This window comes from Streptomyces sp. NPDC048142, from assembly GCF_043202835.1.
GTDB lineage: Bacteria > Actinomycetota > Actinomycetes > Streptomycetales > Streptomycetaceae > Streptomyces.
Genome location: NZ_JBIDBC010000004.1, coordinates 44,093 through 68,128, shown reverse-complemented (window position 1 = coordinate 68,128; position 24,036 = coordinate 44,093). Strand labels below are relative to the sequence as shown.

Sequence of the window (24,036 nt, the reverse complement as noted above, 5' to 3'; positions counted from 1 at the left end):
GGTAAGAGGGGGCGGCGGTGCTGGGTCTCTCAGCCCGCCGGACAGATGGCGCTGGACATGCGGCCGAGGTCGACGTGGCGTCGACTCACCAAGGCAATTCCAGTTCCAGGCATGACGGAAGCGTGTCACGCACATCTCTGAGCAGTCCACCACTATCCGCTATGTGGACGGATGAGTCTCGAATGGCGGGACGATGTGGTGCTCATCACGGTATGCGGCAGTCACATGGGCGACAAATCGCCCACATGGGGCCCGGAAAAGGGGGCGGTGGCTCCACCGCCCCCGGATTTCCGACGATCAGGAGGCGTACGCCCCGGGCCACGGACCGGGCATCGCCACCTCCGGCTCCACCTCGGTCCTCGTGTCGAAGAGCCGGAAGCCGCGCCGCAGGTAGTTGTCCATCGCGTGCGGGCCGTCCTTCGAGCAGGTGTGCAGCCAGACCCGCTTCGTCGCCGGCCGCTCCGGCCAGCGCTCCGCCAGGTCCCAGGCGCGCGCCACCCCGTACGAGAGGAGGTGACCGCCGATCCGCCGCCCCCGGAACGCCGGGATCAGCCCGAAGTACATGATCTCGACCACGCCGTCGTCCTGCGGGTCCAGCTCGACGTACCCGGCAGGCGTCCCGTTCTCGTACGCCACCCAGGTCTCCGCCCCGGGCCGCCGCAGGGCCTCCTCCCACTGGGCGTACGTCATGTCCAGCCGGTCGGTCCAGCGGATGTCCCCACCCACGGCGGTGTAGAGGAACCGGCTGAACTCCGGCAACGGAACCTCGGACCGGATGATCCGCACATCGCCCTCCGGCGCGAGCGCGGTGCGGAGATCGGCGGGCGAGGTCTGCTCCAGCGACCAGATGGTCACGTCGGTGGTCGGGGCTGTGGGCTGCGGGGTGTCGCTCATGACGGCCAGAAAACCATGCCGCCACCCGCCCGCGCCAGGCACCCCCTCCTGGGGCGGGCCTGTCTGTGCCGGGCTGCTCTTCCTCGGGCGGTCCGTCGATGCCGGGGGCTCTTCCTCGGGCGGCTCGCCCGCGCCGGGCTCCCCCTCCTGGGGCGGGCCCGACCGCGCCGGGCGGCTCGCCTGCGCCGGGCGGCTCCTCCTCCTCGCGGGCGGCCCGCCTGCGCCAGGCGCTCCCTCCTCGGGCCGCCCGCCCGCCCCGGGCGCCCCCTCTCAGGTGGCCGGTGCCGCCCTGCGGGCCTCCGTCACCACCGGCGCGACGGAGTGCGGCAGCAGATCCGCGCCGTGCTCCGGGTGGATCACCTCCACCTCCACCTCGTCCCCGAAGCGGTACGGGCGGTGGGCCAGGACCTCCGCCAGGTGACGCCGCAGCCGGGAGACCTCGGCCCGGACCGTCACCGTCCGGGTCGCGTCCCCGAAGATGTCCCGCGCCAGCTCCGAGGCCGTCCGCCCCTGCCGGTGCACCGCCAGCGCGTACAGCAGCTCCGCGTGACGCGGCGAGAGCCGCTGCGTGCGGCTCCCCAGCGGCCCGGTCAGATGCACGGCGAGCGCCCCGGGCCGGCTCAGGTCCAGCACCACCCGGCGCGGCGCCCCCCACGTACCGCCGTCGTCCACCCGCACCAGCCAGCCGCCCGGCAGCGGCTCGACCTGGCACATGCCGAGCGAGGGCAGCCACACCGGACCCGGCCGCAGCGACTTCGGCAGCGGCAGCCGGTCCACCGGAGACATCCCGGTCACCGCCGCCAGCCGCCCGTGCACGTCCACCGCCAGCGCCCGCCCGCCGATCCGGCACAGGATCGGCGCGGCCACCGCGCGCAGCCGCTCGATCTCCGCCAGGTGGCGGGTGCGGATCTCGCCCTCGGCGAGCCGGGCCACCGAATCGACCAGGGCCAGCGTCGCCGGATGGAAGGTGGACGCGGGCCCGCTGATGTCCACGATCCCGATCAGCCGGCCGTCGCGAGGATCCCGGACCGGGGCCGCCGCACAGGTCCAGCTGTGCAGCGCCCGGATGAAATGCTCGGCCGAGTGGACCTGGATGGGGACCCGGGCGGCCAGCGCCGTCCCGATCGCGTTCGTCCCGGTCGCCGCCTCGGCCCAGGCCGCCCCCTCCTCCAGACAGATGTCGTGGGCCCGGCGCAGCACCCCCGTGTTGCCCTGCCGCCACAGCACCCGGCCCTCGGTGTCGGTCACCACCATGATCTGCTGCGCCGCGTCCGCGATCGAGGCCAGGCCCGACCGCAGCAACGGCATCAGCTCGCCGAGCGCCGTGCTGCGGCGCCGGTGCTCGATCTCGTCCGCCTCCAGCAGCTCGCTCTCCGGTGACTGATCGGGGTCGATACCGCTGCGCACCACGCGATCCCAGGAAGCGTCGATCTCCTCCCGGGGCGCGACAGGGAGACGTTCACCCGTCAGCCGGGCCTCCCGCGCCCGGTGGAGCAGCCGGGTCGTTCGGCGGCCCGCCCCCTGGCCCGTCACCCGCACCACGCCCGCAGAACCTGTGTCCGTCATGGTCCCGTTCCCCCCGAACGCTTCCCGATCCCTGGTCCGGCCCATCCTGCCGTTCACCGGACCGGGCCGCCGGTCAGTCCATACAATGGTTGCAACCCTTTGCAACTCTGGCGGTGCCCTGCGGGTCCGCACAAGAGTGGCGCAGACACTGTGCGCCGGGCCTGTCCCGGTCGCCCGGTGTCGTACAAGCGTGGAGGGTGGTGCCGTGTCGGCGCAGCACCACCCTTCGTCGCTTCCCCGCCCCGCCCGCCGTCGCCGCCCCTCTCAGGCGACCGGCCGGGCCCGCGCCACCACCGACGCCAGATCCAGCGTGTGCGGCAGCGTCCCGAACGCCGCGCCCCGGTCCCCGCCGAGCCGCGAGGCGCAGAAGGCGTCGGAGACCTCCGGCGGCGCCCAGCGCACCAGCAGCGAACCCTGGAGCACCAGCGCGATGCGCTCCACCAGCCGCCGGGCCCGCGCCTCGATGCCCTCCAGGTCGGCCAGCTCCGTCAGCAGGTCCTTGATCGCCGCGTCGAGCCGGTGGTCCGCCCCGCGCGCCTTGCCGACCTCACGCAGGAACGCGTCCAGCGCCCCCGGCTCCCGTTGCAGCGCCCGCAGCACGTCCAGCGCCTGCACATTGCCCGAGCCCTCCCAGATCGAGTTGAGCGGCGCCTCCCGCAGCAGCCGGGGCATCCCGGACTCCTCCACGTACCCGTTGCCGCCCAGGCACTCCAGCGCCTCGCCCACCACGGCGGTGCAGCGTTTGGTGACCCAGTACTTCGCGGCGGGCACCGCGAGCCGCAGGAAGGCCCGCTCCTCCTCGGTGTCCGTGTCGTACGCGGAGGCCAGCCGCATCGCCAGCACCGTCGCCGCCTCCGACTCCAGCGCCAGATCCGCCAGGACGTTGCGCATCAGCGGCTTGTCGATCAGCGGCCCGCCGAACACGCCGCGGTACGCGCTGTGATGGATCGCCTGCGCCACCGACTGCCGCATCAGCGCCGCCGAACCCACCACGCAGTCGAGCCGGGTGGCCGCCACCATCTCGATGATGGTGCGCACCCCGCGCCCCTCGTCGCCGACCAGGCGGGCCCAGGTCCCGTCGAACTCGACCTCGCCGGACGCGTTGGACCTGTTGCCGAGCTTGTCCTTGAGCCGCTGGATCGCGAAGACGTTACGCGCACCGTCCGGCAGCACGCGCGGCACCAGGAAGCAGCTCAGTCCGCCCGGCGCCTGCGCCAGCACCAGGAAGCCGTCCGACATCGGCGCCGAGCAGAACCACTTGTGCCCGGTGAGCAGATACTCGCCCTCGCCGGCCAGCGGCTCTGCCCGGGTCGTGTTGGACCGTACGTCGGTGCCGCCCTGCTTCTCGGTCATGCCCATCCCGAAGAGCACCCCGCTCTTCTGCCCGGCGGGCCGCAGCCCCTCCTCGTACGTGTGCGAGGTCAGCAGCGGCTCCCACTCGGCGGCCAGCGTCGGATCGGTCCGCAGTGCGGGCACCGCGGCATGCGTCATCGACAGCGGGCAGCCGTGCCCCGCCTCGGCCTGCGTCCAGACCAGGAACCCCGCCGCGCGCCGGACATGACCGGCCGGACGCCCCCAGGCGTCCGTCAGCCCGGCCTCGACCGCGTGCCCCAGCAGCCGGTGCCAGGACGGATGGAACTCCACTTCGTCGACGCGGTGCCCATAGCGGTCATGGGTACGCAGCACGGGCGGATACGCGTTCGCCTGCGCACCCCATTCCTGGGCTCGGGCGGAGCCGGCGGCCCGGCCGAGCTCCCCGAGTTCCTCCAGCGCCCCGGGCAGGATCCCGGGCTCGATGTGCCGCCCGACGGCCTCGGACAGGGCCCGGTCGGCGGCGAAGATGTCATAGCCGACCAGCGGCGGAACCTGATTGGTCACGGTGTGGGTGGTGGCTGCCATGCCGATACGGTAAGGACGTGCAGGCAGCAAATGAAACACCCGAGCGGCCACCGGGCCGGCTCCACCGGGCGCGAGTGCTCTACCGCAACGTCTCCAAACGGCGGATGGCATGGCACTTGCTCAAGGACACCGTCAACTCGTGCATCGAGTACCGCATTCTGGGGCTCGCGGCCGAGGCGGCGTTCTTCACCCTGCTCTCGCTGCCCCCGCTGCTGCTCGGCATGATCGGACTGCTCGGTTACGTCGACGAGTGGACGACCACCACCACGGTCGCCTCCATCGAGCGCAACATCCTCTCCGCGGCCCAGACGGTGCTGTCCGAGCGCGGGGTCAACGACTTCGCCAAACCACTGCTCGCCGACGTCACGACCGGGGCCCGCCCCGACGTCATCTCCATCGGCTTCGCCATCGCCCTGTGGTCCGGCTCCCGCGCGGTGAACGTCTTCATCGACACCATCACCGTCATGTACGGACTCGACGGCCACCGCGGCATCGTCAAGACCCGGCTGCTCGCCTTCCTGCTGTACGTCGTCGCCCTGCTGCTCGGCGCGGTGGTGCTGCCGCTGCTGGTCGTCGGCCCGGACCGGGTGGTCGAGTTCGTGCCCTGGGGCACCGAGGTCATAGCGGTCCTGTACTGGCCACTCGTGATGCTGCTGACCGTCGCGTTCCTCACGACGCTCTACCACGTGTCCGTGCCGGTGCGTTCGCCCTGGATCGAGGACGTCCCCGGGGCATTGGTGGCGCTCGGCATGTGGGTCCTCGGCAGCTTCCTGCTGCGCATCTACCTGACCAACACCGTCGAAGGCCCCACCATCTACGGCTCCTTGGCGGCGCCGATCGCCGTCCTGCTGTGGATCGGTATCTCCGCCTTCGCGGTCCTGGTCGGCGCCGCGGTCAACGCGGCCATCGACCGGGTGTGGCCCTCGCTCGCCACGGCCGCCGCCCGCGAGGCCACCGAACGCGTCCGGGCCGCGCAGGCCGCCGAGTTCGTCGCCCGGACCCGCTCGGCCGGCTACGAGGGCACGGACGACGAGGACGAGGACGACGGCCCCGCGTACATGCCCTCCGAGTACCCCGAGCGCTGGTCGCGCTTCCTGCCGCCCGACGACGTGAAGTCCCGGCTGCACGCGAGCTGGGAGAAGGACGCCAAGGAGTCCAGGACCTCCAGGGAACCGCCGTCGTCCTGACGCCCTCTAAGGGCTGTCCCGTCATCCCTGGCGGGCGCACGACGACAGCTACGGCACCTCGCCGCGTTGTCGGAACGCCCGAATACATCCAGTATGCGGACGTCCCTCCGCCTTGCGATGGACCGCATCTGACGCCGCGCGCTGATCCACCAGGGATGACGGGACAGCCCTTAGTCTGGAAGCATGCCCCGCCGGCGGTACGAGGAGAGGCCGTCCCGGCTCGACGGCTCCGTCGTCTGGACCCTGGACGCCCCGCCCGGCTCCGAGCAGCCCGCCCGGTCCGTGCTCCCCGACGGCTGCATGGACCTGATCTGGACCGGCGGCCGCCTGATCGTGGCCGGACCCGACACCCACGCCTTCGAGGTGGACCCGCGGAACCGGGGCTCCTGCGCCGCGATCCGCTTCGCCCCCGGCACCGCGCCGACGCTCCTGGGCGTACCGGCACACGAGCTGCGCGACCACCGGGTCGAGCTGGACGCCCTCTGGCCCCGGCCCGCCGCCCGCAGGCTCGTCGAGCGGATCGACCGGGCCCCCGACCCCGCCGCCGCCCTGGAGGACGCCGCCCTGGACCTGGCCGCCGGCACCGGACCGCCGGACCCGCTCACCGTGGCGATCGCGGACCGGCTGCGTCGCGGCCGGTCCGTCGCCGCGACGGCCGCCGAAGTCGGCCTCGGAGCCCGCCAACTGCACCGCCGCTCCCTCGCGGCCTTCGGCTACGGCCCCAAGGCCCTGGCCCGGATCCTCCGCCTCCAGCGCGCCCTGACCCTCATCCGCACCGGCCTCCCGTACGCCGAGGCCGCATGCCGGGCGGGCTGCACCGACCAGGCCCACCTGGCCCGCGAGATGCGCGACCTCGCCGGAACGACGCTCGGGGCCTACTTCGCGGCAGGGGACGCGGAGGCGAACAGCGAGACTCCGCAGCCGTCCGGGTCCAGCACCACCGCATAGCGCTGCCCCCACTCCGCGTCCCAGGGCTTCGCATGGCCCGGGTGACCGGCCCCGACGAGGTCCGCGTACAGGGCGTCCACCTCCGCCGGGCTGTCGCAGGCGAACGCCAGCCCGAGCCGCTCGCCGCCCGCCGGGCGTTTCCAGGCGGGGTCGAACGAGGCGATGACCTCCTCGGTGTCCCACAGCAGCCGCTGCCCGCCCGGCAGGGTCACCTCGACATGGGGCGCGGACTCCGCCCCCTCGGGGATGTCGAGGCCGAGCCGCCGGTAGAAGGCGAGCGAGGCCGCCAGGTCCGCCGTGATGATGCCGATCGCGTCGAGTCGTGGAGTCATGCCCCGACCGTAGGCGCACGCCGTCCCGGCCGTCTTGTACGAATCGGACGCCCGCCCCCGCCCCTCATTCCAGGCAGTCCGCGGGCGAGGTCCCCGGATCGGTCAGCGCGAGGCCCAGCGCGGCCCGCTCCGTGATCCACCGCGTCGGCCGGTGCCGCGGGTCGCCCGTCGTCGCGTGCAGCGACCGCTGGAGCTCCAGCATCGTCACGGCCCCGACGCGCTCGCCCCAGGCCAGCGGACCGGCCGGATAGCCGAGCCCCGTGGTCACCGCCAGATCGATGTCGGCGGGCGCGGCGAGCGAGCGCTCCGCGATCGAGCAGCCGACCGCGACGACGGAGGACAGCAGCCGCTGCGCGACCGAGCCCGCGGTGTCCCGCACCACCGACACCGCGTACGGCTCACCGCCCCCGGCGGCCCGCGCCAGCACCGCCCGCGCGTCCCGGGCGGCCACCGGGTCGCCGGCCGCCGTCACCGCGAGGACCCGCCGCCGCCCCGCCGCCGGCAGCACCTCCACGCCGAACGTACGCTCCCGGGGCAGCGCGCCCTCCGCGACCGCCGCCGACACCGACGTCCCCCAGACGGGCACCAGCACCACGGCCCGGGAGGACGGCTCGCTGCCCCGCTCGACGCGGACCCCCGCCGCCGCCAGCGAACCGGCCAGGGCCTCCTCGTACGCGGCGGTCTCCGGCCGCCCGCCCGGGACCAGGAACACCGGGCGGTCCGCGTCCCCGGTGACCGCGCTCTCCGGTGCGGGGCCGGACGCCCCGTCGCCGTACGCGTACCAGCCCCGGCCCGTCTTGCGGCCGTGCAGCCCCGCCACCACCCGGTTCGGGGTGAGGAAGGACGGGCGCAGCCGGTCCTCGTACCGGAAGCCCTGCCAGATCGAGTCGATCACCGCGGCCGTCACATCGAGACCGGTCAGATCCATCAGCTCGAAGGGGCCCATCCGCAGCCCCAGGACGTCCCGGGCGATCCGGTCGATCTCCGCCGGGTCCGCCACCGACTCCTCCAGCAGCGCGAGCGCCTCGGTCACCAGCCCCCGCCCGGCGTGGTTGACCAGGAATCCGGGGGTGTCGGCGACGGTGACCGCCCGGTGGCCGCACCCCTCGACCAGCTCGGTCAGCCGGGCCGGGATGTCCGGACGGGTCGCCGCGCCCGGCACCACCTCCACGATCCTCATCAGCGGCACCGGGTTGAAGAAGTGCAGCCCGGCCAGGCGCGAGGGGTCCTGGAGCGTCGCGGCGATCCGGGTCACCGACAGGGAGGAGGTGTTGGTCGCGAAGACGACGGATGAGGGCAGCGCCCGCTCCAGCTTCCCGAACACCTCGGCCTTGGTCGCCAGATCCTCCCGTACCGCCTCGATCACCAGCTCCACCTCAGGCCCCGCCGCCCACGGCTCGGCGAGCGGCACCAGCCGGGCCACGGCCCCGTCCCGGTCGGCGGCGGACATCCGGCCCTTGGCGACCGCCCGGTCCAGCATCGAGGCGACGAAGTCCAGGGCGTCCGTCACCGCCTCGGGCCGTACGTCCCCGAGCTCGACGGTGTGTCCGGCGCTCGCCGCCCACTGGGCGATGCCGCGGCCCATGGCCCCGGCTCCGACGATCCTGATACGCATGGCGGTGAGAGCCCTTTCAGCGGAGGCGGATGTGGTTCTTCAACGGAGATAGACACGGTCGGGGTCGACTTCGTCACGCAGGAGCAGCAGCTCCGCGGAGGTCGGCGGGACCGTCGTCGCGACCGTGCCGGCGCTCTTGAGGTCCCAGCCGGTCGCGGCCCGGACCTGCTCGACGGTGATCCCGGGATGCACGGCGACCAGCCGCAGTTCGTCACCGACGCCCTCCCGGGCCAGGACGCCCAGCTCGGTGACGACCCGGGTGACGCCGATGCCCAGCGGGCGGATCCCGTCCGCCAGCGCCCGTTCCGGGCCAGGCGTCGTGCAGAAGTCCAGGACGTCGACGAAGGAACGCGGCGTGTGGCGGCGCATCACGACGAACACCTCGCGGGCGTTCGCCATCACCTCGACCGCGCCCCCGGAACCCGGCAGCCGAACCGCCGGGCGGTCCCAGTCCCCGATGACCGAGGTGTTGAGGTTGCCCCACCGGTCGATCTGCGCGGCCCCCAGGAAACCCACGTCGATGTGCCCGCCCTGGAGCACCGAGCCGAACAGCGTGGGCATGGACACCACCGCTTCGGCCCCCGTGATCAGGACGGCGTCCGCGATGGTCTCCGGCAGCCGGGAGGGATGCGCCCCGCAGACCCCGGACTCGTACACCACCTCGATGTCCGGCGCGACGGTCAGCCGCGCCAGTTCGGCTGTCGGCGTCGGCAGCCCGATGCCCGCGAACACCGTGCGGCGTCCGGCCAGTTCACGCGAGGCGACGACGGACAGCAGCTCGGAGGAGGTGACGGGCCGGGTGGCCTCCGTGTGCTGTCCGCTCACAGCCGCCGCCCGTAGTCCACCGGCTCGCTCAGCGCCTCGCCGACCGCGAGCCCCGCCCAGTAATCCTCGCCCAGCTTCGCCACGTACTCCGCATGGCCGGCCGTTCCGTACACCCACTCCTCCAGCCACTCCCGCAGCCGCACCGGGTCCGCGCTGATCGCGGACCAGGACCGGTAGAAGGCGTTGTCCCGGTCGTAGTAGCCCTGCGCGAACGAGGGATGCGCCCCGCGCGGGCAGACCACCACCGCGTCGACCGCGTGCGCCGGGATCAGCGTACGGTTCGGGTCCGACCGGATCACCTCGTCCGCGACCAGCTCCTCCACCACCACGATCGCCCGGTCCGCCGCGTACACCGCCTCGGCCTGGACACCGGTCAGACCCCAGATCTGGGTGTTGCCCCGGCGGTCGGCGCGCTGCGCGTGGACGATCGTCACGTCCGGGTTGACCGGCGGCACCACGTAGGTCTGCTCGGGGGCCTGCCCGTCCGGCCCGGGAAAGGGCGAGGTCACCTTGCGGATACCCGGGTTGACCGAGGGCAGATCGCTGCCGCCGTACGAGCGCAGCGGATGGAACGGCAGCCGCTGCGCACCGGCGAGGTATCGGCACACCATCCCGTAGTGGCTGTACTCCTCGAACGCCAGCGGCTCGGGATCGCCCCGCTCGATCCGCCGCCGCAGCTCACCGAGCGAACCGGCGGAGGAGTTGCCCACGAAGGACGAGACCAGCCGGGTCACACAGCCGGCCGCCAGCATCTGGTCCACCACGATGTCCGCCGTCATCCGTACGACGGTGAGCCCGCGCCGGCCCTGCCGGATGATCTCGTGGCCCGCGGCGGTCGGGATGAGATGGGTGAACCCTTCCAGGCTCACGGTGTCCCCGTCGTGCACGAAGCGCGCGACCGCCTCCCGCAGGGACACGACCTTGCCGGCCGTCCGTTCCACAGCGCTCCCCGGCGTCGGTGTACAGGTCGCCCCACCGTGCCAGGGGCCATTGATCGGTGTCCAATACCGAATTAGGCTCGCATTGAGACGCGTCATATCTCACTCAGCCGGAAGAGAATCCGGAAGAGAATCCGGATGAGACCGGATGAGAGCCGAGGGGAACCCGCATGGAACTGCGCCACCTCAAGGCCTTCCTCGCCGTGGCCGAGGAGCTGCACTTCGGCCGGGCCGCCAAGCGCCTCCAGATGGCACAGCCGCCCCTGAGCCAGCAGATCCGGCAGCTGGAGAAGGAACTCGGGGTCCAGCTCTTCCGCCGCAACACGCGATCCGTCCGGCTCACCGGCGCGGGGGAGACCTTCCTCGAACCCGTACGAACCGTCCTCGACGACCTCGACACCGCCGTCCGGGCCGCCCGCTCGGCGGGCCGGGGCGAGTACGGCCGGGTGACCATCGGCTTCGCCGGAGCCTCCAGCCACGAGACGCTGCCCCGCCTCACCCGCGCCGTGCGCGCCGCACACCCCGGGCTCGAACTGGTCATGACCGGCCAGACGTACGCCAACGTCGCCCTGTCCCGGGTCGCCGACGGCTCGCTCGATCTGGGCTTCGTCCGGCTGCCGGTGACCCGGCCCGGAGTGGACTACCGGGTGATCGACGAGGAGGAGCTGGTGTGTGCCCTGCCCTTCGACCATCCGCTCGCCCGGCACGAGGCGGTGCCGCTGGGCGAGCTGGCGGACGAACCGTTCGTCTCCTTCCCCGCCAACTCCGGCTCCACCGTGCGCGATGCCATGACCGAGGCCTGCGAGAGCGCCGGGTTCACCCCGCGCGTCGTCCAGGAGGCCCCCGACTCGTACACGATCATGGCGCTCGTCGCCGCCGGGGTCGGCATCACCCTCACGGTCACCTCCGTGCGGCACATCCAGCAGAGCGGACTGGCCTACCGGCCCCTCACCGGACCGCCCATCCGCCGCCAGGCGGCCCTGGCCTGGCGTGCCGACAACCCCTCCGCCGCCCTGCGCGCCGTGCTGGCCGTCGCCCGGGACGCCCTGCCGACCCCCGTACGCGGACCGGGCGAAGGACCGATTGAGACGCCGAGCCTCTCGACGGGAGCCACATCCGGTATTGGACCGACTCAGTCACCGGATGCGAAGGTCACCCCACCGCCGGGGCGTGTCCCCCGGAACCCGGCCTGATCCGCCGGACACGCCCCGATGCCCCGCCCGTCGCTCTGAAGGAAGGCCCCACCGTGCCGCTCGACGTCGTCATCTGCGAACCCCTGCGTACCCCCATCGGCCGTTTCGGCGGGGCCTTCGCCCAGCAGACCCCGGCCGCGCTGGCCGCGCACGTCATCGCGGAGATCGTCGCCCGTACCGGCATCGACCCCGCCCGGGTCGACGAGGTGATCCTCGGCCACGCCTACCCGACCAGCGAGGCCCCCGCCATCGGCCGGGTCGCCGCCCTGGACGCCGGACTGCCCACCACGGTCACCGGCTCCCAGATCGACCGCCGCTGCGGCTCCGGGCTCCAGGCGGTGCTGGACGCGGCGATGCAGATCCGGGCCGGGTTCAGCGACGTCGTGATCGCGGGCGGCGTCGACGTGATGAGCGCCGCCCCCTACTACACCCACGACGGCCGCTGGGGCATCAAGGGCCCCGGCCTCCAGCTCCACGACGCGCTCGCCCGGGGCCGCGTCACCGCCGGAGGTGTCAACCACCCGGTCCCCGGCGGCATGATCGGGACGGCGGAGAACCTGCGCCGGGAGTACGGCATCAGCCGCGCCGACCAGGACGCCCTGGCTCTGCGCTCCCAACAGCGCGCCGCCCGCGCCGCCGCCGACGGCCGCTACGACGCGGAGACCGTCCCCGTCACCGTACGCACCCGCAAGGGCGAGCACGTCGTCACCGCCGACGAGCACCCCCGCCCGGACACCACCGCCGAACAACTCGCCGCTCTCCGGCCGGTGATGGCGAAATCCGACCCGGACGCGACCGTCACCGCGGGCAACGCCAGCGGCCAGAACGACGCGGCCGCCGCCTGCCTGGTCACCAGCGCCGAGACCGCCGAACGCCTCGGCCTCACTCCGCTCGTCCGCCTCGTCTCCTGTGCCCGTGCCGGAGTCCCCGCAGCGACGATGGGCATCGCCCCCGTCGCCGCCACCCGCGCGGCCCTCGACCGGGCGGCCCTCACGCTCGCCGACCTCGACCTGATCGAGCTGAACGAGGCGTTCGCCGCCCAGGTGCTGGCCTGCACCAGGGAGTTGGGCCTAGGCGAGAAGGACCACGAGCAGCGGATCAACGTCAACGGCTCGGGCATCTCGCTGGGCCACCCGGTCGGCGCCACCGGAGCCCGCATCCTCGCCACCCTCACCCGTGAACTCCACCGCCGAGAGGCCCGGTACGGACTGGAGACGATGTGCATCGGCGGCGGCCAGGGCCTCGCGGCCGTCTTCGAGCGCATCGCGGACTGAGGGAAATCTCCGAACGCGTCGCGGGCCGAGGGAAGTCAGCGCGGAACCGCCTCGCCGGACGACGGTCCCTCCCGGCCTTCCGGCTCCGGCCCGGCCGCCTCCCGGTCCTCCTGGTAGAGGTGGTGCCGCGTTTCCCGGCCGGCAGCCCGCGGAACCAGACGTCCACCTCGTCCTGCCCCATCGCCGGCCGGCCGGGAGTCTCCTCGACCAGCGCGCGCCCCATCCGGCGGACCGGCTCCACCAAGTGGGCTCCCGCCGCCGCGCGTTCGGCCGCGTACCGCTCCAGCGTCGTGGAGAGGTCCGGCCGGCCCCACAGGGCGTTTGCCGGGCCTGGACCGCGCCGGTGGCGGTGTGCGGCCTGGTCACCCCGGCTCCCGGGTCAGCCAGACCCGCGTCCCCACCGGGGTCGTCGGCGTCGCCGCGCTCGTACACGGTGACGTCCGCCCCGGCCCGCGAGCCCGCGACGGCCGCCGCGCACACAGAAGGCCCGGCCGGACAGTCCCCGCTGTCCGGCCGGACCTCGTTCTCCCGCAGGAGCTCTGTGTCAGTCCCGCGCGTTGCGCGTGCGGCGCATCAGCACCGCACCACCGAGCAGCAGCGCGGCGCTCGCGCCGGCGGCCAGACCCAGGTCGGCGGCACCGGTGTCGGCCAGGTGCGCGTCCGGGGTGTTGGACCCGGGCGTGCCGGAACCGGGAGTGTTCGAGCCAGGAGTGTCCGAACCGGGGGTGTCCGAACCGGGGTTGTCGGTCGGCGGCTCGTCCACCGGGGGCTCGTCGACCGGCGGCTCGTCGACGGGCGGGTTGTCCACCGGCGGCTCGTCGACCGGGGGCTCGTCGACCGGGGGCTCGTCGACGGGCGGCTCGTCGACGGGCGGCTCGTCGACCGGCGGCTTGTCGACGGGCGGCTCGTCGACCGGGGGCTCGTCGACCGGGGGTTCGTCCACCGGGGGCTTGTCCACCGGCGGGTGGTCGTGCTTCGGGCCGTCGGCGTTGACGCACTTGTTGCCGAAGGCCGGGTTCAGCAGAGCGATGACATTGACGGTGTTTCCGCACACATTGACCGGGACGTGCACCGGCACCTGCACGGCGTTGCCCGAACCGACCCCCGGCGAACCGACGGCCGCCCCCTCGGCCGACGCGTCGGCGTGCGCGGTGCCGCCCACCGCCGCCAGGAGGCCGGATGCGGCCGCCATGACGATAATGCTTTTGTTCAAAACCTGTCGCATTACTTGCCCTTCCTTGGAACATTCGCGAGGACATCGTGTGGGTGCTTCGCGCGCGGATGCGGGCAGCCATCGGGCGGAGCCGCTGCACAGCCGGATCCCGCAGGAAGCCGTGGTGAAAAGTGGTGAACACGTGCGCGCTGGATGACTGCCATAACGACTCGGGTCTGTACGGGAAACTTGGAGTTGCGTGGAAAATGTCCTATCACCCGAACGGGTGGTGCCCGTGGACCCCGTGCATCCCGGTGCGCAGGGCAAGGGAAACGATTCGTCCCCAACTGAGCCGCCTGCTGTTGGTGTTGACCGCGAGTAAACATCCTCTCCGGATGTGTCGCGACGTCAGGGGAGCGGGCCCTCGTTCGTCCGTTCGGGCGAAATGGTTCGGATGAGGTGTGGGCAAATTCTTCACGAACGGCCGACCGTACGAACAGAGGTGGGGGGACCTCCGTGTCCGGCATTCGGGTGAACGTGCGGAACCAAACACCGAGCGGCGAGTTGATCAGGGGGCTCCGCCACGGGGCAACCAGTACGAGAAGGGTTAATCGTGATCAAGAAGGTTCTGGCTACGGGCGCTGTCGCCGCCTCCATCCTCGGTCTCGGCGCGACGCAGGCCATGGCGATCGGCAACGACGGAGGCACGACCTCGGTCAACGGCAACGGCGCTTCGCAGTCCTTCGGCAACGCCGAGACCCACGGCGACTGGAGCCCGCAGTTCGGCCTGGTCCAGGGCTCGCTGAACAAGCCCTGTGTCGGCCTGCCGCTGAAGGCCAACGCCGGTTCGCTCGTCGGCCTCGTGCCGATCTCGGTGCAGGACATCAACGTCCTGTCCTCCCCGCAGAACCAGCAGTGCACCGAGAACTCCACCCAGGCCAAGGGTGACGAGGCTCTGTCGCACATCCTGGACGACATCCCGATCCTCTCGGGTAACGGCGCCCACAACGGCTGATACGGCTGAATACCCGGGTCCGGGCCCCTCGGCGTTCCTCCACCGAGCGGCTCGGGCCCGCCGCTGTCCCGGGAAAGCCGGTCCGGCCCGCCGCATTCCGTGCGCGTACCCGGGTCCGGACGGTGCGGCATTCGGGCGGTTCTCCGGAAATCCGCTCCCGGGAGAGTTTCGATCACAGATGTTCATCGTTACGAAAGACAGCGCCGGAGTCACGAGCGATCAGGACCGGCTCGGGCGGGCACGAAAGTCGTGACCGCACCGGACTCCGCCGAAGAAAGGGACGAAAAGTGAAGTACACCAAGATTGCCGCCGTCGCCGCCGGAACGCTCATGGCGGTGGGCACCGCCGCGCCGGCCATGGCCGACGCGGGTGCCGAGGCCGTCGCCGCGCACTCCCCGGGCGTCCTGTCCGGCAACGTCCTCCAGGTCCCGATCCACATCCCGGTCAACCTCTGCGGCAACACCGTCAACCTGGTCGGTGCGCTGAACCCGGCCTTCGGTAACACCTGCATCAACAAGTGACTCACTGACCGGACGGGCCGCGGGCTCGTGACCGGTGGGCCCCGGACGGCGCATGCCGTCCGGGGCCCTTTCGTCGTCCGGCTCACAGTCCGACTCCGGGGGCCGGTCCCGGAGAAATCAGTCGCTCCATAGTTTCCCGAAAGCGGCCGGATCGTTATTCAGGGAGAAAGCGGCAGAAGTCACAGGTAAAGAAGGCTTGTGTGCGGCACGGGAACGTGACCGAAACAGATGCCGCGCAGAAGGGATCTCCCAAGTGAAGTACGCGAAGACCGCCGCGCTCGTTGCCGGTTCCGTGGCCGCCCTCGGGGCGGCGGCTCCCGCCTTCGCCGCTACTGACGCCACGGCCCCCAACTTCAGCCTCGACCGCGGCCTCAACCAGGTCATGGCCAGTGCCCCGCAGGTGGTGGACCCGCTGGTCGAGACCGTCGGCGACACCACCGAGACGGTCTCGAAGGACGGCACCGTCGGCAAGCTGGCGGGCGAGGCGACCGGGGTCGCCGGGGGCGCCGCCCCGCTGCTCGGTGGAGTGCCCCTCGGCGGCTGACCGTCCAAGGACGGCAGTTCGCCGGATCTCTCGCCGATCCCATTACTCCGGTGCCGGTCCCCGCTCTCCTGGATACCCAGAAGGAAAGCACCGTTCGAGTGAATGGGCATAACCAGATCCCGCCGGGACGAGTTGATCAGAGCGCTCCGGACAGGCGGGCACACGTTTCATCCAGAAGGGCTTTTCATGATCAAGAAGATTATGGCCTCGGCAGCCGTCGCTGCCTCGGTCGTCGGTGCCTCCGCTGCGGCCGCCCCCTCCGCCATGGCCATCGGCAATGACAACGGCACCACGTCGATCAACGGCAACGGCGCCTCGCAGGCCTATGGCAACTCCGCCACCCACGGCGACTGGAGCCCGCAGTTCGCGCTCATCCAGGGCTCGCTGAACAAGCCCTGCATCGGCCTGCCCGCCAAGGCGAACCTCGGCTCCCTCGTCGGCGTCGTGCCGATCGCGGTCCAGGACATCAACATCCTGTCCTCCCCGCAGAACCAGCAGTGCACCGAGAACTCCACCCAGGCCAAGGGTGACGAGGCTCTGTCGCACATCCTGGACAACATCCCGATCCTCTCGGGCAACGGCGCCGCCAACAACTGACGTCGCGCAGCACGACCCCGGGGCCAGCCCGCTCCGTACGGCGACCGTTCTTCGCCGTACGGAGCGGCTGGCCCTTCGGCATGCACCGGCACATCCCGTGCGGAGAAGCGCGGAGGCAGGCGGAGACGGGCGGTGGGCCGGCGGCGGACAGGTGCGGCCGATGGTTGGGCCGGATGCCGTAGCACCTGCTGAGGGTCCGTCCCCGCCCGGGTAGAGCATCTCCATGGATCCGTACGGCAGTCAGCCCCCGCAGAGCAGAGTGCACCAGTCCGCACCGAGCGGCACGCCGATCTATGACCGGCTCGTCGCCGAGTGGCGGGCCGCCGGACACGACCCCCTGCCGGAAGCCTCCCGGCAACCGGCCGACCCCCGCGGCGGCTTCGTCCCGGCGGCCCGCTCGTCCGGCGAGGCCGCCGGGACGTGAACAGCGGCGTCGACCTTGCGCCGGATCGAACCCATTTGAGTGGTACTGCGCAACCGATCGTGGTCCGCGTCGGTTGAGCAGTACGTTCCACAACGGGACGCTCCGAAAGGTGAAGCTTGATGAAGAAGATGATGGCCGGCGCAGCTGTGGCCGTGTCCCTGCTCGGTCTGTCCGCAGCCGCGGCTCCCACGGCCATGGCGATCGGCAACGACGGTGGTACCACCACGGTCAACGGCAACGGCGCCGAGCAGAGTTTCGGCAACGCCGTGACCAAGGGCGACTGGAGCCCGCAGACCCAGCTCGTGCAGGGCACGCTGAACAAGCTCTGCATCGGCCTGCCGGCCAAGGCCAACATCGGTTCGCTCGTCGGCGTCGTGCCGGTCGCGGTCCAGGACATCAACGTCCTGTCCTCCCCGCAGAACCAGCAGTGCGCCGACAACTCCACCCAGGCAAAGGGTGACGAGCCGCTGTCGCACATCCTGGACGACATCCCGGTCCTCTCGGGCAACGGCGTCGGCAACAACTGACGTACACCGAGCGCGGGCGGTCCGGAGATCACACTCCGGGCCGCCCGTCCTCGTTTTCGCGGGCCGTACGGGCGAGGCCCACCACCCCACGTGGGGTGGTGGGCCTCGCCCGTACGTGCTTGGCGGTGGGAGCGACGCTCAGCCCAGGGAGCGGACCGGGAGCAGGCAGTGGGCGGCGGTGCGGACGACCTCCTCGTCGGCGGCGAAGGCCCGCAGTTGGTCCTCGCTGACCGGCTGTCCGGGAAGAGCCTCCGGCCACGGGCTGGTGGCGAACATCCCGTACACCTGGCCCTGCGCCTGGGCGGCGGCCAGCCACTCCGCGGGGGCGGGGTACTGCGCCGTGAGGTGAGGCAGTGTCAGGACCGCCCGCCCCGCCTGGACGAGGAGCTTCGCCTGGATGCCCGGGGCCTCGGCCGCGTCCTGGATCGGGCCGCCGACATGGAGACCCGCGCGCTCCAGCGCGGCGCGCATGGCCTCGCGGCCGACCTCCGGTCCGTCCTGCCCGTCGCCCAGCGAATAGGCGAGGAGGAAGGCGGTGTCCTGGTCGGCGTCGGGCTGCCGGCCGCTCCAGCCGATCAGGATCTGGGTGCCCAACTGGGCTGGGGTGAATGTGCCGGTGGCGGCCTGGGGTGTGGTCATGCTCGGCACCCTAACGGCCCCGGACCGGGGCCTATGCATGCGTATCACCCGATCGAGGGAGATCTCTGGGTAACTCCGGCGAACGCTCCGGTCCGGCCGCCCCCGGACGCCTCCAGCGGACACCTCCATCGGGGGTGCGCGGAAAAGCCGTTGACGTCGTCCCCGGGGGCCGGGCTAATGTGGCCGAAGTCCGCACGCCGCAGTGACGCGTGGGGCACGGAAGCCAGCGGAATCAGGAGGTGAGGACATTGATGACTGTCGTTGCGATGGGCACTGCCCACAACCGGAAGAGCATCGTCCTCATCCCCGTGGCCACCGGCTGACCCACTTCTTCCTCACCGCGCCGAGCGCGCGTGCCGGGGCCACCCTGTGAAGGGTTTCCCTTGTCTTTCTCGTTTCTCTCCGTTCCTTCCTCCTCGCACCCGCTGACTCCGTACGGCTGGGACGAGGACTGGGCGGCCGCATTCTCCCCGTACGCCGAGCAGGGGCTCGTGCCGGGACGCGTCGTGCGGGTGGACCGCGGTCAGTGCGACGTGATCACCGCCGACGGCCCCGTACGCGCCGACACCGCGTTCGTGGTGCCCCGTGACCCGATGCGGATCGTCTGCACCGGCGACTGGGTGGCGCTCGACGCCGACGGCGATCCGCGCTTCGTCCGTACGCTGCTGCCCCGTCGCACCGCTTTCGTCCGCTCCACGTCCTCCCAGCGGTCCGAGGGGCAGGTACTCGCCACCAACATCGACCACATCGCCATCTGCGTCTCGCTCGCCGTCGAGCTGGACCTCGGCCGCCTGGAGCGCTTCCTCGCGCTCGCGCTGTCCAGCTCCAGCGGCGCCGCGCTGCTCGGTGACGGCGCGGACGCGGGCCACAGCCCCGAACCGATCGTGCTGCTCACCAAGGCGGACCTGGTGCCCGACGCGGTCACCCTGTCCCACCTCGTCCAGGACGTCGAGGGGATCGCCCCCGGCGTCCAGGTGCTGCCCGTCAGCTCCACCACGGGCGAGGGGCTCGACGTCTTCGGCGCCGTCGTCTCCGGCGGCACGAGCGTGCTGCTCGGCATCTCCGGCGCGGGCAAGTCGACCCTGGCCAACACCCTGCTCGGCATGGACGTGATGGAGGTGCGGGCCGCCCGGGAGGTCGACGGCAAGGGCCGGCACACCACCACGACCCGCAACCTGCTCGTCCTGCCGAACGGGGGCGTCCTCATCGACACCCCCGGGCTGCGCGGAGTGGGCCTGTACGACGCCGGGACCGGGGTCGGCGAGGTGTTCTCCGAGATCGAGGAGCTGGCCACCCGATGCCGGTTCCACGACTGCGCCCACGACGCCGAACCGGGGTGCGCCGTCCTCGGCGCGTTGGAGGACGGGGTCCTGCCCGAGCGGCGGCTCGACAGTTACCGCAAGCTGATCCGCGAGAACCAGCGGATCGTCGCCAAGACCGACGCCCGGGTGCGCTCCGAGATCCTGCGGGACTGGAAGCGCAAGGGCGCGGAGGGGCGCGCGGCCATGCAGGCCAAGCGCGGCCGGGTGCGGTAGCCGGAGCCAGGGGGTGCCCGGTCGGCCATGGCGGGTCCGCGACGCCTGGCAAGGCGCCTCGCCCCGAAGGCCGCGCCCTGCTTCCGGCCCTGACCGGCAGGACACCTCCTACGGTTCGACGTCCGAAAACCGCGAGTGCGGCGGCCCCGGCTGCCGCACACTGGACGGTGTGATGGACGAACGGACCCGGTACGAGGCGGTGTGCAGCCGTGACGCACGGTTCGACGGCGCGTTCTTCTTCGCCGTCGTGACCACCGGCATCTACTGCCGGCCGAGCTGCCCCGCCGTCACGCCCAAACGCGTCAACGTGCGCTTCTACCCCACCGCCGCGGCGGCCCAGGCGGGCGGCTTCCGGGCCTGCCGGCGCTGCCGCCCGGACGCCGTGCCCGGCTCCGCCGAGTGGAACGTCCGCGCGGACGTCGTCGGCCGGGCCATGCGGCTGATCGGCGACGGCGTAGTGGACCGCGAAGGCGTCCCCGGGCTCGCCGGGCGGCTCGGTTACAGCGCCCGGCAGGTCCAGCGCCAGCTCACCGCCGAGCTGGGCGCGGGACCTGTCGCGCTCGCGCGGGCCCAGCGCTCCCACACCGCCCGGGTGCTCCTCCAGACCACCGGGCTGCCGGTCACCGAGATCGCCTTCGCCGCCGGGTTCGCCAGTGTCCGGCAGTTCAACGACACCATCCGGCAGATCTACGCCCGGACCCCCAGCGCCCTGCGCACCGAGGCCGGTACGGGGCTCGGCGGCGGACGCCGCGAGGGGATGCGGGCCGGGATCCCGCTGCGGCTCGCCCATCGGGGCCCGTACGCCACCGCCGCCCTGTTCGACCTGCTGGCCGCCGAGGCGGTCGCGCGCGTGGAGGAGGTGGCGGGCCCGCCCGGCCGCCGCACCTACCGGCGTACCCTCCGGCTGCCGTACGGGACCGGGCTCGTCGCGGTCGACGAGGCGTCGCCCGGCGGCCCCTGGCTGGAGGCCCGGATCCAGCTCACCGACCTGCGCGACCTGACCACCGCCGTCCAGCGGGTGCGCCGCCTGTTCGACCTGGACGCCGATCCGTACGCCGTGGACGAGGCGCTGGCCGCCGACCCCCGGCTCGCCCCGCTGGTCGCCGCCCGCCCCGGGCTGCGCTCGCCGGGCGCGGCCGACCCGGAGGAGGCCGCGGCGCGGACCCTGGTGGGGCGCGCGGACGCCGGGGAACTGGTCGAGCGGTACGGCAAGGCGCTGGACGTGCCGTGCGGCGGGCTCACCCATGTGTTCCCGGAGCCCGGCGTGCTCGCCGGTTCTGCCGAGGACCCGGTGCTGCGGGCCCTGGCCGGCGCGCTCGCCGACGGCCGGCTGCGGCTGGACGCCGGGGCCGACCGGGACGAGGCGGAACGGACTTTGCTGACACTGCCCGGGATCGGCCCGCGCACCGCCGCCCTGATCCGGATGCGGGCGCTCGGCGACCCCGACGTGGACCCGTACGCGACGCCGGGCGCGGAGCGGTGGCGGCCCTGGCGCTCCTACGCCGTACGCCATCTGGAAGCGGCGGGGACGGCGGTCCTGAGCTGACCCCGGCCGCCGGGGCTACTCCGCTCAGCCCCAGAGCACCGCGCCCAGCCAGGCGCCCGCCACCAGCAGACAGCAGAACAGCTCCACCAGCACCGCGTAGCCCGTCGCCCGCATCACCGAGCGCACCGACGCCCAGCCCGCGCCGCGACTGCCCAGCCGCAGCCGCTCCGCACCGAAGATGGCGCCCACGTATCCGAGGACCCCGCCCACCACGGGCACCACGAAGAACCCCACGATCCCCGCGACCCCGCCGATCATCAAGGTCCGGCGGGGCGCCCCCGACTCACCCGGGCGGCGAGGTGGCAGCAGCGGCTTGAGGGCCTGGTTCAGCAGCATCAGCGCCGTCGCACCGATCAGGACGCCCCAGGCGGCCGGCGTCATGTCCGTCAGCGCCCACCACAGCACCGCCGCCCAGACGATCGCCTGACCCGGCACGCCCGGCGCCAGCACCCCGACCAGACCCAGCAGCATGACCAGGCCCACGGCGACGAGCTGCCACACACTCATCTGACCAGCCTGCCGGAGAGTGCCCCGCTCTGCTCGTCAGCGCACCCGCGGCCACCTGCGCCGATGCCGCCGCCATCAGGCCGACTCGGTACGGGCCACCCAGCCACGCTCGTACGCATGCCAGCCCAGCTGGAGCCGCGTGGAGACCCCGGTCAGCTCCATCAGGCCCTTGACCCGGCGCTGTACGGTCCGCAGTCCCAGATCCAGCTGCTTGGCCACACTGGCGTCCGTCAGCCCCGCCAGCAGCAGCGACAGGATCTCCAGGTCCATCGGGTCCGGCCCGCCCCTGTTCTCGCGCACCCCGCCGCCCTCGCCCAGCCGCAGCGGCATCGCCTCCCGCCACACGGCCTCGAAGAGGCCCGTCAGCGACTCCAGCAGACCGCTGGCGTGCACCACCAGGGCGGCGGGCTCCTCGCCGCGACCGGTCAGCGGGACCATCGCGAGGCTTCCGTCGGCGATCACCAGCTTCGTCGGCACCCGGTCCACCACCCGGCACTGCTCGCCCCGGTTCAGCGCCGCCGACAGCTCCAGGATCCCGAACGGGGTCGACAGCACCTCGCGCTCGAACACCAGCCGGTACCTCACCCCGCGCGAGGCGGCCCGCTCCCCGGACTCGTTCCCCATCCCGGTCACCGCGATCGGCTCGCCCGTCACCAGGGCGCACACCTCGGTCGCCGCCCCCAGCCGCACCTGGTGGAAGCGCTGCTCGACGGCGCCCGCCCCCGTCACCACCTCCACCAGATCGTGCACCGCGGGTTCGCTCGCCTCGGCCCGGTACTCCTCGGCGAGCAGCGCGGACGCCTGCTCCGCCTGCTCCAGCTCGTGCCGCTGCCGGATCAGCAGCGCGCCCAGCGCCACACCGGGCGGCGCCGCCACCCAGCGGCCCGGACGGGCCGAGGACCGGGCGGTCAGGCCCTGCTGCTCCAGCCGTCGCAGCACACGTTCGGCGTCCGCCTCGGACAGCGCCAGCCGGTGCGCGAGATCGCTGAGCTCCACGGCTCCCGCCGCGACGAGCGTGCGGTACGCGGCTTCCTGTCTCTCGTCGAGACCTATGGCCCCCAGCATTCTCCGACCTCCCCGGGTGTGGTGATCGCGCATCACGGCGCCCCTGCGGCGGGTCCCGGGTGGCGGAAAAGGGCCACGGCGTAAACCCGCCGCCCACATCATCCCCTGTACCTCCGGCCCCTCTGTCACTTGGTGCCACCGCAGCACCAACAGCCTTCGGGATGCGACCTCTTGGGCTAGTTTGTTCCGGATTGACCTGAAGGAAGTGATGTGCCCGGGACGGCCTGAGCGTGTCGTTCCGAGCGGAAGCCGGACGTGGAGTCGCAGGGCCTCCCGGCAGGCTCACCGGCGCGAAGGTTTCCTTGAGTGACGACGGCGGCGAGACCTGGCACGCGGCCACCACCGCGCAGCGGGGCGGCCGCTGGACCGCGACCGTCGACCACGCGGACGCGGCGGGGAAATCCGTCACCCTGCGGACGGAAGTGAGCGACGCGCAGGGCAACTCCGTCGTCCGGACCGTCAACGACACGTACGTCGTGCGCTGAATCTGCGATCGGTCGACCATATGAACGGCTGAAACGCTGATATGCCGATCACTCCGGCCGGTTCGCCGGGCGTCCTTCCCGTGGGGGAGTGAGCCGCCCGGCGGACCCTGTTTACGGGCCGCTTTTTCCTGATGCCCCGTTTTCGGACCGCCTCCGCGGTGGACAATAAGGGCATGAGTCAGCAGGGGGAGAAGCCCGCCGCCCACGAGGACGACTGGTGGCGCAAGCTGTACGACGAGTCCGCGCCGGACACCGGTCCCAGCAGGGCGGACGACAGCCTCGACGACCGCTTCGACTCCGTGTCGAACACGGTGAGCAGGCCGGTGGACGACCACCGCGACACCGTGCGCGAGACCGTCCGGGATCCGTACGCGGAGGTGTACGGGGAGGTGTACGGGGACCCGTACGCGGACCGGCACGAGGAACCGGACGCGGACCGCGACGGGGACCGGGACGAGGGCCGGTACGCGGATGCGTACCGGCCGCCGGAGCCGATCCGGTCCGTGGTGACGCAGCGGGCCCCGGCCCCGGTCCCGGCAGCGGACCCGGTCCCGGCAGCGGATCCGGCCCCGAAAGTGGCTCCGGAAGCGGCTCCGGACCTCATGCCGGATCCACGGTCGGCCTGGGACCCACATGTGCAGCGCGATCCGCGGCCGGAGCCGGAGTTGGAGTCGGAGCCGGCCGCCGGTTCCGACCGGACCGTTGGTCCTGACCGGACCGTTGGTCCTGACCGGACCGTTGGTCCTGACCGGACCGTTGGTCCTGACCGGACCGTTGGTCCTGACCGGACCGTTGGTCCTGACCGGA

General features: G+C 72.5%; 25 protein-coding genes and 1 pseudogene. 14 read left to right on the top strand and 12 right to left on the bottom strand.

Translation table 11 applies throughout. The features are described from left to right. Positions 1-29 precede the first annotated feature (29 nt). The 4 genes from ACGF2Y_RS07310 to ACGF2Y_RS07295 form a co-directional block, all read right to left on the bottom strand. A complete protein-coding gene (locus ACGF2Y_RS07310) occupies positions 30-113 on the bottom strand; it encodes a putative leader peptide (RefSeq protein ID WP_316248393.1) in 84 nt (27 codons plus the stop codon). A 184-nt stretch (positions 114-297) separates the two neighbouring features. Then, entirely contained in the window at positions 298-894 is a 597-nt protein-coding gene (locus tag ACGF2Y_RS07305; RefSeq protein ID WP_392943819.1) for a GNAT family N-acetyltransferase, read from the bottom strand. A 270-nt stretch (positions 895-1,164) separates the two neighbouring features. After that, positions 1,165-2,460 carry a GAF domain-containing protein gene (locus ACGF2Y_RS07300; RefSeq protein WP_392943817.1) on the bottom strand — a complete coding sequence of 432 codons (1,296 nt, stop codon included), beginning with the start codon at positions 2,458-2,460 and terminating at the stop codon, positions 1,165-1,167. A 264-nt stretch (positions 2,461-2,724) separates the two neighbouring features. Next, on the bottom strand, positions 2,725-4,359 hold the full coding sequence (locus tag ACGF2Y_RS07295) for an acyl-CoA dehydrogenase family protein (protein WP_392943815.1): 1,635 nt from the start codon (positions 4,357-4,359) through the stop codon (positions 2,725-2,727). 74 nt (positions 4,360-4,433) lie between these two features. Between ACGF2Y_RS07295 and ACGF2Y_RS07290 the strand changes: the two genes are divergently transcribed. Further along, complete coding sequence (locus tag ACGF2Y_RS07290; RefSeq protein ID WP_392944286.1) at positions 4,434-5,546, top strand: YihY/virulence factor BrkB family protein; 1,113 nt, start codon at positions 4,434-4,436, stop codon at positions 5,544-5,546. A gap of 183 nt (positions 5,547-5,729) precedes the next feature. Next, on the top strand, positions 5,730-6,494 hold the full coding sequence (locus ACGF2Y_RS07285) for a DUF6597 domain-containing transcriptional factor (RefSeq protein ID WP_392943813.1): 765 nt from the start codon (positions 5,730-5,732) through the stop codon (positions 6,492-6,494). Here the strand turns inward: ACGF2Y_RS07285 and ACGF2Y_RS07280 are convergent. From ACGF2Y_RS07280 to ACGF2Y_RS07265, 4 genes are all read right to left on the bottom strand, one after another. After that, positions 6,422-6,826: a VOC family protein gene (locus ACGF2Y_RS07280; RefSeq protein ID WP_392943811.1), complete on the bottom strand. Its 405-nt coding sequence runs from the start codon at positions 6,824-6,826 to the stop codon at positions 6,422-6,424. The two genes, ACGF2Y_RS07285 and ACGF2Y_RS07280, sit on opposite strands and share 73 nt — an antisense overlap. A gap of 64 nt (positions 6,827-6,890) precedes the next feature. Further along, positions 6,891-8,441 (bottom strand): 3-hydroxyacyl-CoA dehydrogenase, encoded by a 1,551-nt coding sequence (locus ACGF2Y_RS07275; RefSeq protein WP_392943809.1) that lies wholly within the window; start codon positions 8,439-8,441, stop codon positions 6,891-6,893. A 39-nt stretch (positions 8,442-8,480) separates the two neighbouring features. Further along, positions 8,481-9,266, bottom strand: coding sequence for a CoA-transferase subunit beta (locus ACGF2Y_RS07270; RefSeq protein WP_392943807.1), 786 nt, complete (start codon positions 9,264-9,266; stop codon positions 8,481-8,483). Continuing rightward, complete coding sequence (locus ACGF2Y_RS07265) at positions 9,263-10,207, bottom strand: CoA transferase subunit A (RefSeq protein ID WP_392943805.1); 945 nt, start codon at positions 10,205-10,207, stop codon at positions 9,263-9,265. The genes ACGF2Y_RS07270 and ACGF2Y_RS07265 overlap by 4 nt, the downstream gene beginning before the upstream one ends. A 167-nt stretch (positions 10,208-10,374) precedes the next feature. On the opposite strand from ACGF2Y_RS07265, the gene ACGF2Y_RS07260 reads away from it, so the two are divergent. Then, entirely contained in the window at positions 10,375-11,397 is a 1,023-nt protein-coding gene (locus ACGF2Y_RS07260; protein WP_392943803.1) for a LysR substrate-binding domain-containing protein, read from the top strand. A gap of 53 nt (positions 11,398-11,450) precedes the next feature. Further along, a complete protein-coding gene (locus ACGF2Y_RS07255; RefSeq protein ID WP_392943801.1) occupies positions 11,451-12,671 on the top strand; it encodes an acetyl-CoA C-acetyltransferase in 1,221 nt (406 codons plus the stop codon). A gap of 544 nt (positions 12,672-13,215) precedes the next feature. Here ACGF2Y_RS07255 and ACGF2Y_RS07250 read toward each other — a convergent pair. Then, the gene (locus tag ACGF2Y_RS07250; protein ID WP_392943799.1) at positions 13,216-13,896 is read right to left on the bottom strand and encodes a chaplin family protein; all 681 of its coding nucleotides are present in this window, start codon (positions 13,894-13,896) and stop codon (positions 13,216-13,218) included. 541 nt (positions 13,897-14,437) lie between these two features. Here ACGF2Y_RS07250 and ACGF2Y_RS07245 point away from each other — a divergent pair. The 6 genes from ACGF2Y_RS07245 (at position 14,438) to ACGF2Y_RS07220 (ending at position 17,452) form a co-directional block, all read left to right on the top strand. Beyond that, on the top strand, positions 14,438-14,839 hold the full coding sequence (locus ACGF2Y_RS07245) for a rodlin (protein ID WP_392943797.1): 402 nt from the start codon (positions 14,438-14,440) through the stop codon (positions 14,837-14,839). 287 nt (positions 14,840-15,126) lie between these two features. Beyond that, positions 15,127-15,360, top strand: a complete 234-nt coding sequence (locus ACGF2Y_RS07240; protein ID WP_392943795.1) for a chaplin — start codon at positions 15,127-15,129, stop codon at positions 15,358-15,360. 253 nt (positions 15,361-15,613) lie between these two features. Continuing rightward, positions 15,614-15,904, top strand: coding sequence for a hypothetical protein (locus tag ACGF2Y_RS07235; protein WP_392943793.1), 291 nt, complete (start codon positions 15,614-15,616; stop codon positions 15,902-15,904). Positions 15,905-16,090: 186 nt separating this feature from the next. Then, positions 16,091-16,501, top strand: coding sequence for a rodlin (locus ACGF2Y_RS07230; protein WP_392943791.1), 411 nt, complete (start codon positions 16,091-16,093; stop codon positions 16,499-16,501). 223 nt (positions 16,502-16,724) lie between these two features. Then, positions 16,725-16,925 (top strand): hypothetical protein, encoded by a 201-nt coding sequence (locus tag ACGF2Y_RS07225; RefSeq protein WP_392943789.1) that lies wholly within the window; start codon positions 16,725-16,727, stop codon positions 16,923-16,925. A gap of 119 nt (positions 16,926-17,044) precedes the next feature. After that, the gene (locus ACGF2Y_RS07220; protein ID WP_392943786.1) at positions 17,045-17,452 is read left to right on the top strand and encodes a rodlin; all 408 of its coding nucleotides are present in this window, start codon (positions 17,045-17,047) and stop codon (positions 17,450-17,452) included. A gap of 138 nt (positions 17,453-17,590) precedes the next feature. On the opposite strand, the gene ACGF2Y_RS07215 is transcribed toward ACGF2Y_RS07220, so the two are convergent. After that, on the bottom strand, positions 17,591-18,091 hold the full coding sequence (locus tag ACGF2Y_RS07215) for a DUF5949 family protein (RefSeq protein WP_392943784.1): 501 nt from the start codon (positions 18,089-18,091) through the stop codon (positions 17,591-17,593). Positions 18,092-18,474: 383 nt separating this feature from the next. On the opposite strand from ACGF2Y_RS07215, the gene rsgA reads away from it, so the two are divergent. Together rsgA and ACGF2Y_RS07205 are read left to right on the top strand one after the other, a co-directional pair. Beyond that, positions 18,475-19,626 (top strand): ribosome small subunit-dependent GTPase A, encoded by a 1,152-nt coding sequence (gene rsgA, locus ACGF2Y_RS07210; RefSeq protein WP_392943782.1) that lies wholly within the window; start codon positions 18,475-18,477, stop codon positions 19,624-19,626. Positions 19,627-19,798: 172 nt separating this feature from the next. Next, positions 19,799-21,172, top strand: a complete 1,374-nt coding sequence (locus ACGF2Y_RS07205; protein ID WP_392944284.1) for a DNA-3-methyladenine glycosylase 2 family protein — start codon at positions 19,799-19,801, stop codon at positions 21,170-21,172. Between the two features lie 24 nt (positions 21,173-21,196). Here the strand turns inward: ACGF2Y_RS07205 and ACGF2Y_RS07200 are convergent, their stop codons facing one another. After that, complete coding sequence (locus ACGF2Y_RS07200) at positions 21,197-21,679, bottom strand: DUF456 domain-containing protein (protein WP_392943780.1); 483 nt, start codon at positions 21,677-21,679, stop codon at positions 21,197-21,199. Between the two features lie 75 nt (positions 21,680-21,754). After that, entirely contained in the window at positions 21,755-22,744 is a 990-nt protein-coding gene (locus tag ACGF2Y_RS07195) for a helix-turn-helix domain-containing protein (protein ID WP_392943778.1), read from the bottom strand. Between the two features lie 302 nt (positions 22,745-23,046). Here ACGF2Y_RS07195 and ACGF2Y_RS07190 point away from each other — a divergent pair, with 302 nt between their 5' ends. Continuing rightward, positions 23,047-23,229: a hypothetical protein gene (locus tag ACGF2Y_RS07190; protein ID WP_392943776.1), complete on the top strand. Its 183-nt coding sequence runs from the start codon at positions 23,047-23,049 to the stop codon at positions 23,227-23,229. Positions 23,230-23,402: 173 nt separating this feature from the next. Beyond that, positions 23,403-24,036, top strand: a pseudogene (locus ACGF2Y_RS07185) (hypothetical protein); the annotation flags it as partial.

What these genes read in the sequence shown, in the direction of transcription:
- ACGF2Y_RS07310 (WP_316248393.1), bottom strand. Translation starts at nt 113, where the DNA reads ATGCCTGGAACTGGAATTGCCTTGGTGAGTCGACGCCACGTCGACCTC.
- ACGF2Y_RS07305 (WP_392943819.1), bottom strand. Translation starts at nt 894, where the DNA reads ATGAGCGACACCCCGCAGCCCACAGCCCCGACCACCGACGTGACCATC.
- ACGF2Y_RS07300 (WP_392943817.1), bottom strand. Translation starts at nt 2,460, where the DNA reads ATGACGGACACAGGTTCTGCGGGCGTGGTGCGGGTGACGGGCCAGGGG.
- ACGF2Y_RS07295 (WP_392943815.1), bottom strand. Translation starts at nt 4,359, where the DNA reads ATGGCAGCCACCACCCACACCGTGACCAATCAGGTTCCGCCGCTGGTC.
- ACGF2Y_RS07285 (WP_392943813.1), top strand. Translation starts at nt 5,730, where the DNA reads ATGCCCCGCCGGCGGTACGAGGAGAGGCCGTCCCGGCTCGACGGCTCC.
- ACGF2Y_RS07280 (WP_392943811.1), bottom strand. Translation starts at nt 6,826, where the DNA reads ATGACTCCACGACTCGACGCGATCGGCATCATCACGGCGGACCTGGCG.
- ACGF2Y_RS07275 (WP_392943809.1), bottom strand. Translation starts at nt 8,441, where the DNA reads ATGCGTATCAGGATCGTCGGAGCCGGGGCCATGGGCCGCGGCATCGCC.
- ACGF2Y_RS07260 (WP_392943803.1), top strand. Translation starts at nt 10,375, where the DNA reads ATGGAACTGCGCCACCTCAAGGCCTTCCTCGCCGTGGCCGAGGAGCTG.
- ACGF2Y_RS07250 (WP_392943799.1), bottom strand. Translation starts at nt 13,896, where the DNA reads ATGCGACAGGTTTTGAACAAAAGCATTATCGTCATGGCGGCCGCATCC.
- ACGF2Y_RS07230 (WP_392943791.1), top strand. Translation starts at nt 16,091, where the DNA reads ATGATCAAGAAGATTATGGCCTCGGCAGCCGTCGCTGCCTCGGTCGTC.
- ACGF2Y_RS07225 (WP_392943789.1), top strand. Translation starts at nt 16,725, where the DNA reads ATGGATCCGTACGGCAGTCAGCCCCCGCAGAGCAGAGTGCACCAGTCC.
- ACGF2Y_RS07220 (WP_392943786.1), top strand. Translation starts at nt 17,045, where the DNA reads ATGAAGAAGATGATGGCCGGCGCAGCTGTGGCCGTGTCCCTGCTCGGT.
- ACGF2Y_RS07215 (WP_392943784.1), bottom strand. Translation starts at nt 18,091, where the DNA reads ATGACCACACCCCAGGCCGCCACCGGCACATTCACCCCAGCCCAGTTG.
- ACGF2Y_RS07205 (WP_392944284.1), top strand. Translation starts at nt 19,799, where the DNA reads ATGGACGAACGGACCCGGTACGAGGCGGTGTGCAGCCGTGACGCACGG.
- ACGF2Y_RS07200 (WP_392943780.1), bottom strand. Translation starts at nt 21,679, where the DNA reads ATGAGTGTGTGGCAGCTCGTCGCCGTGGGCCTGGTCATGCTGCTGGGT.
- ACGF2Y_RS07195 (WP_392943778.1), bottom strand. Translation starts at nt 22,744, where the DNA reads ATGCTGGGGGCCATAGGTCTCGACGAGAGACAGGAAGCCGCGTACCGC.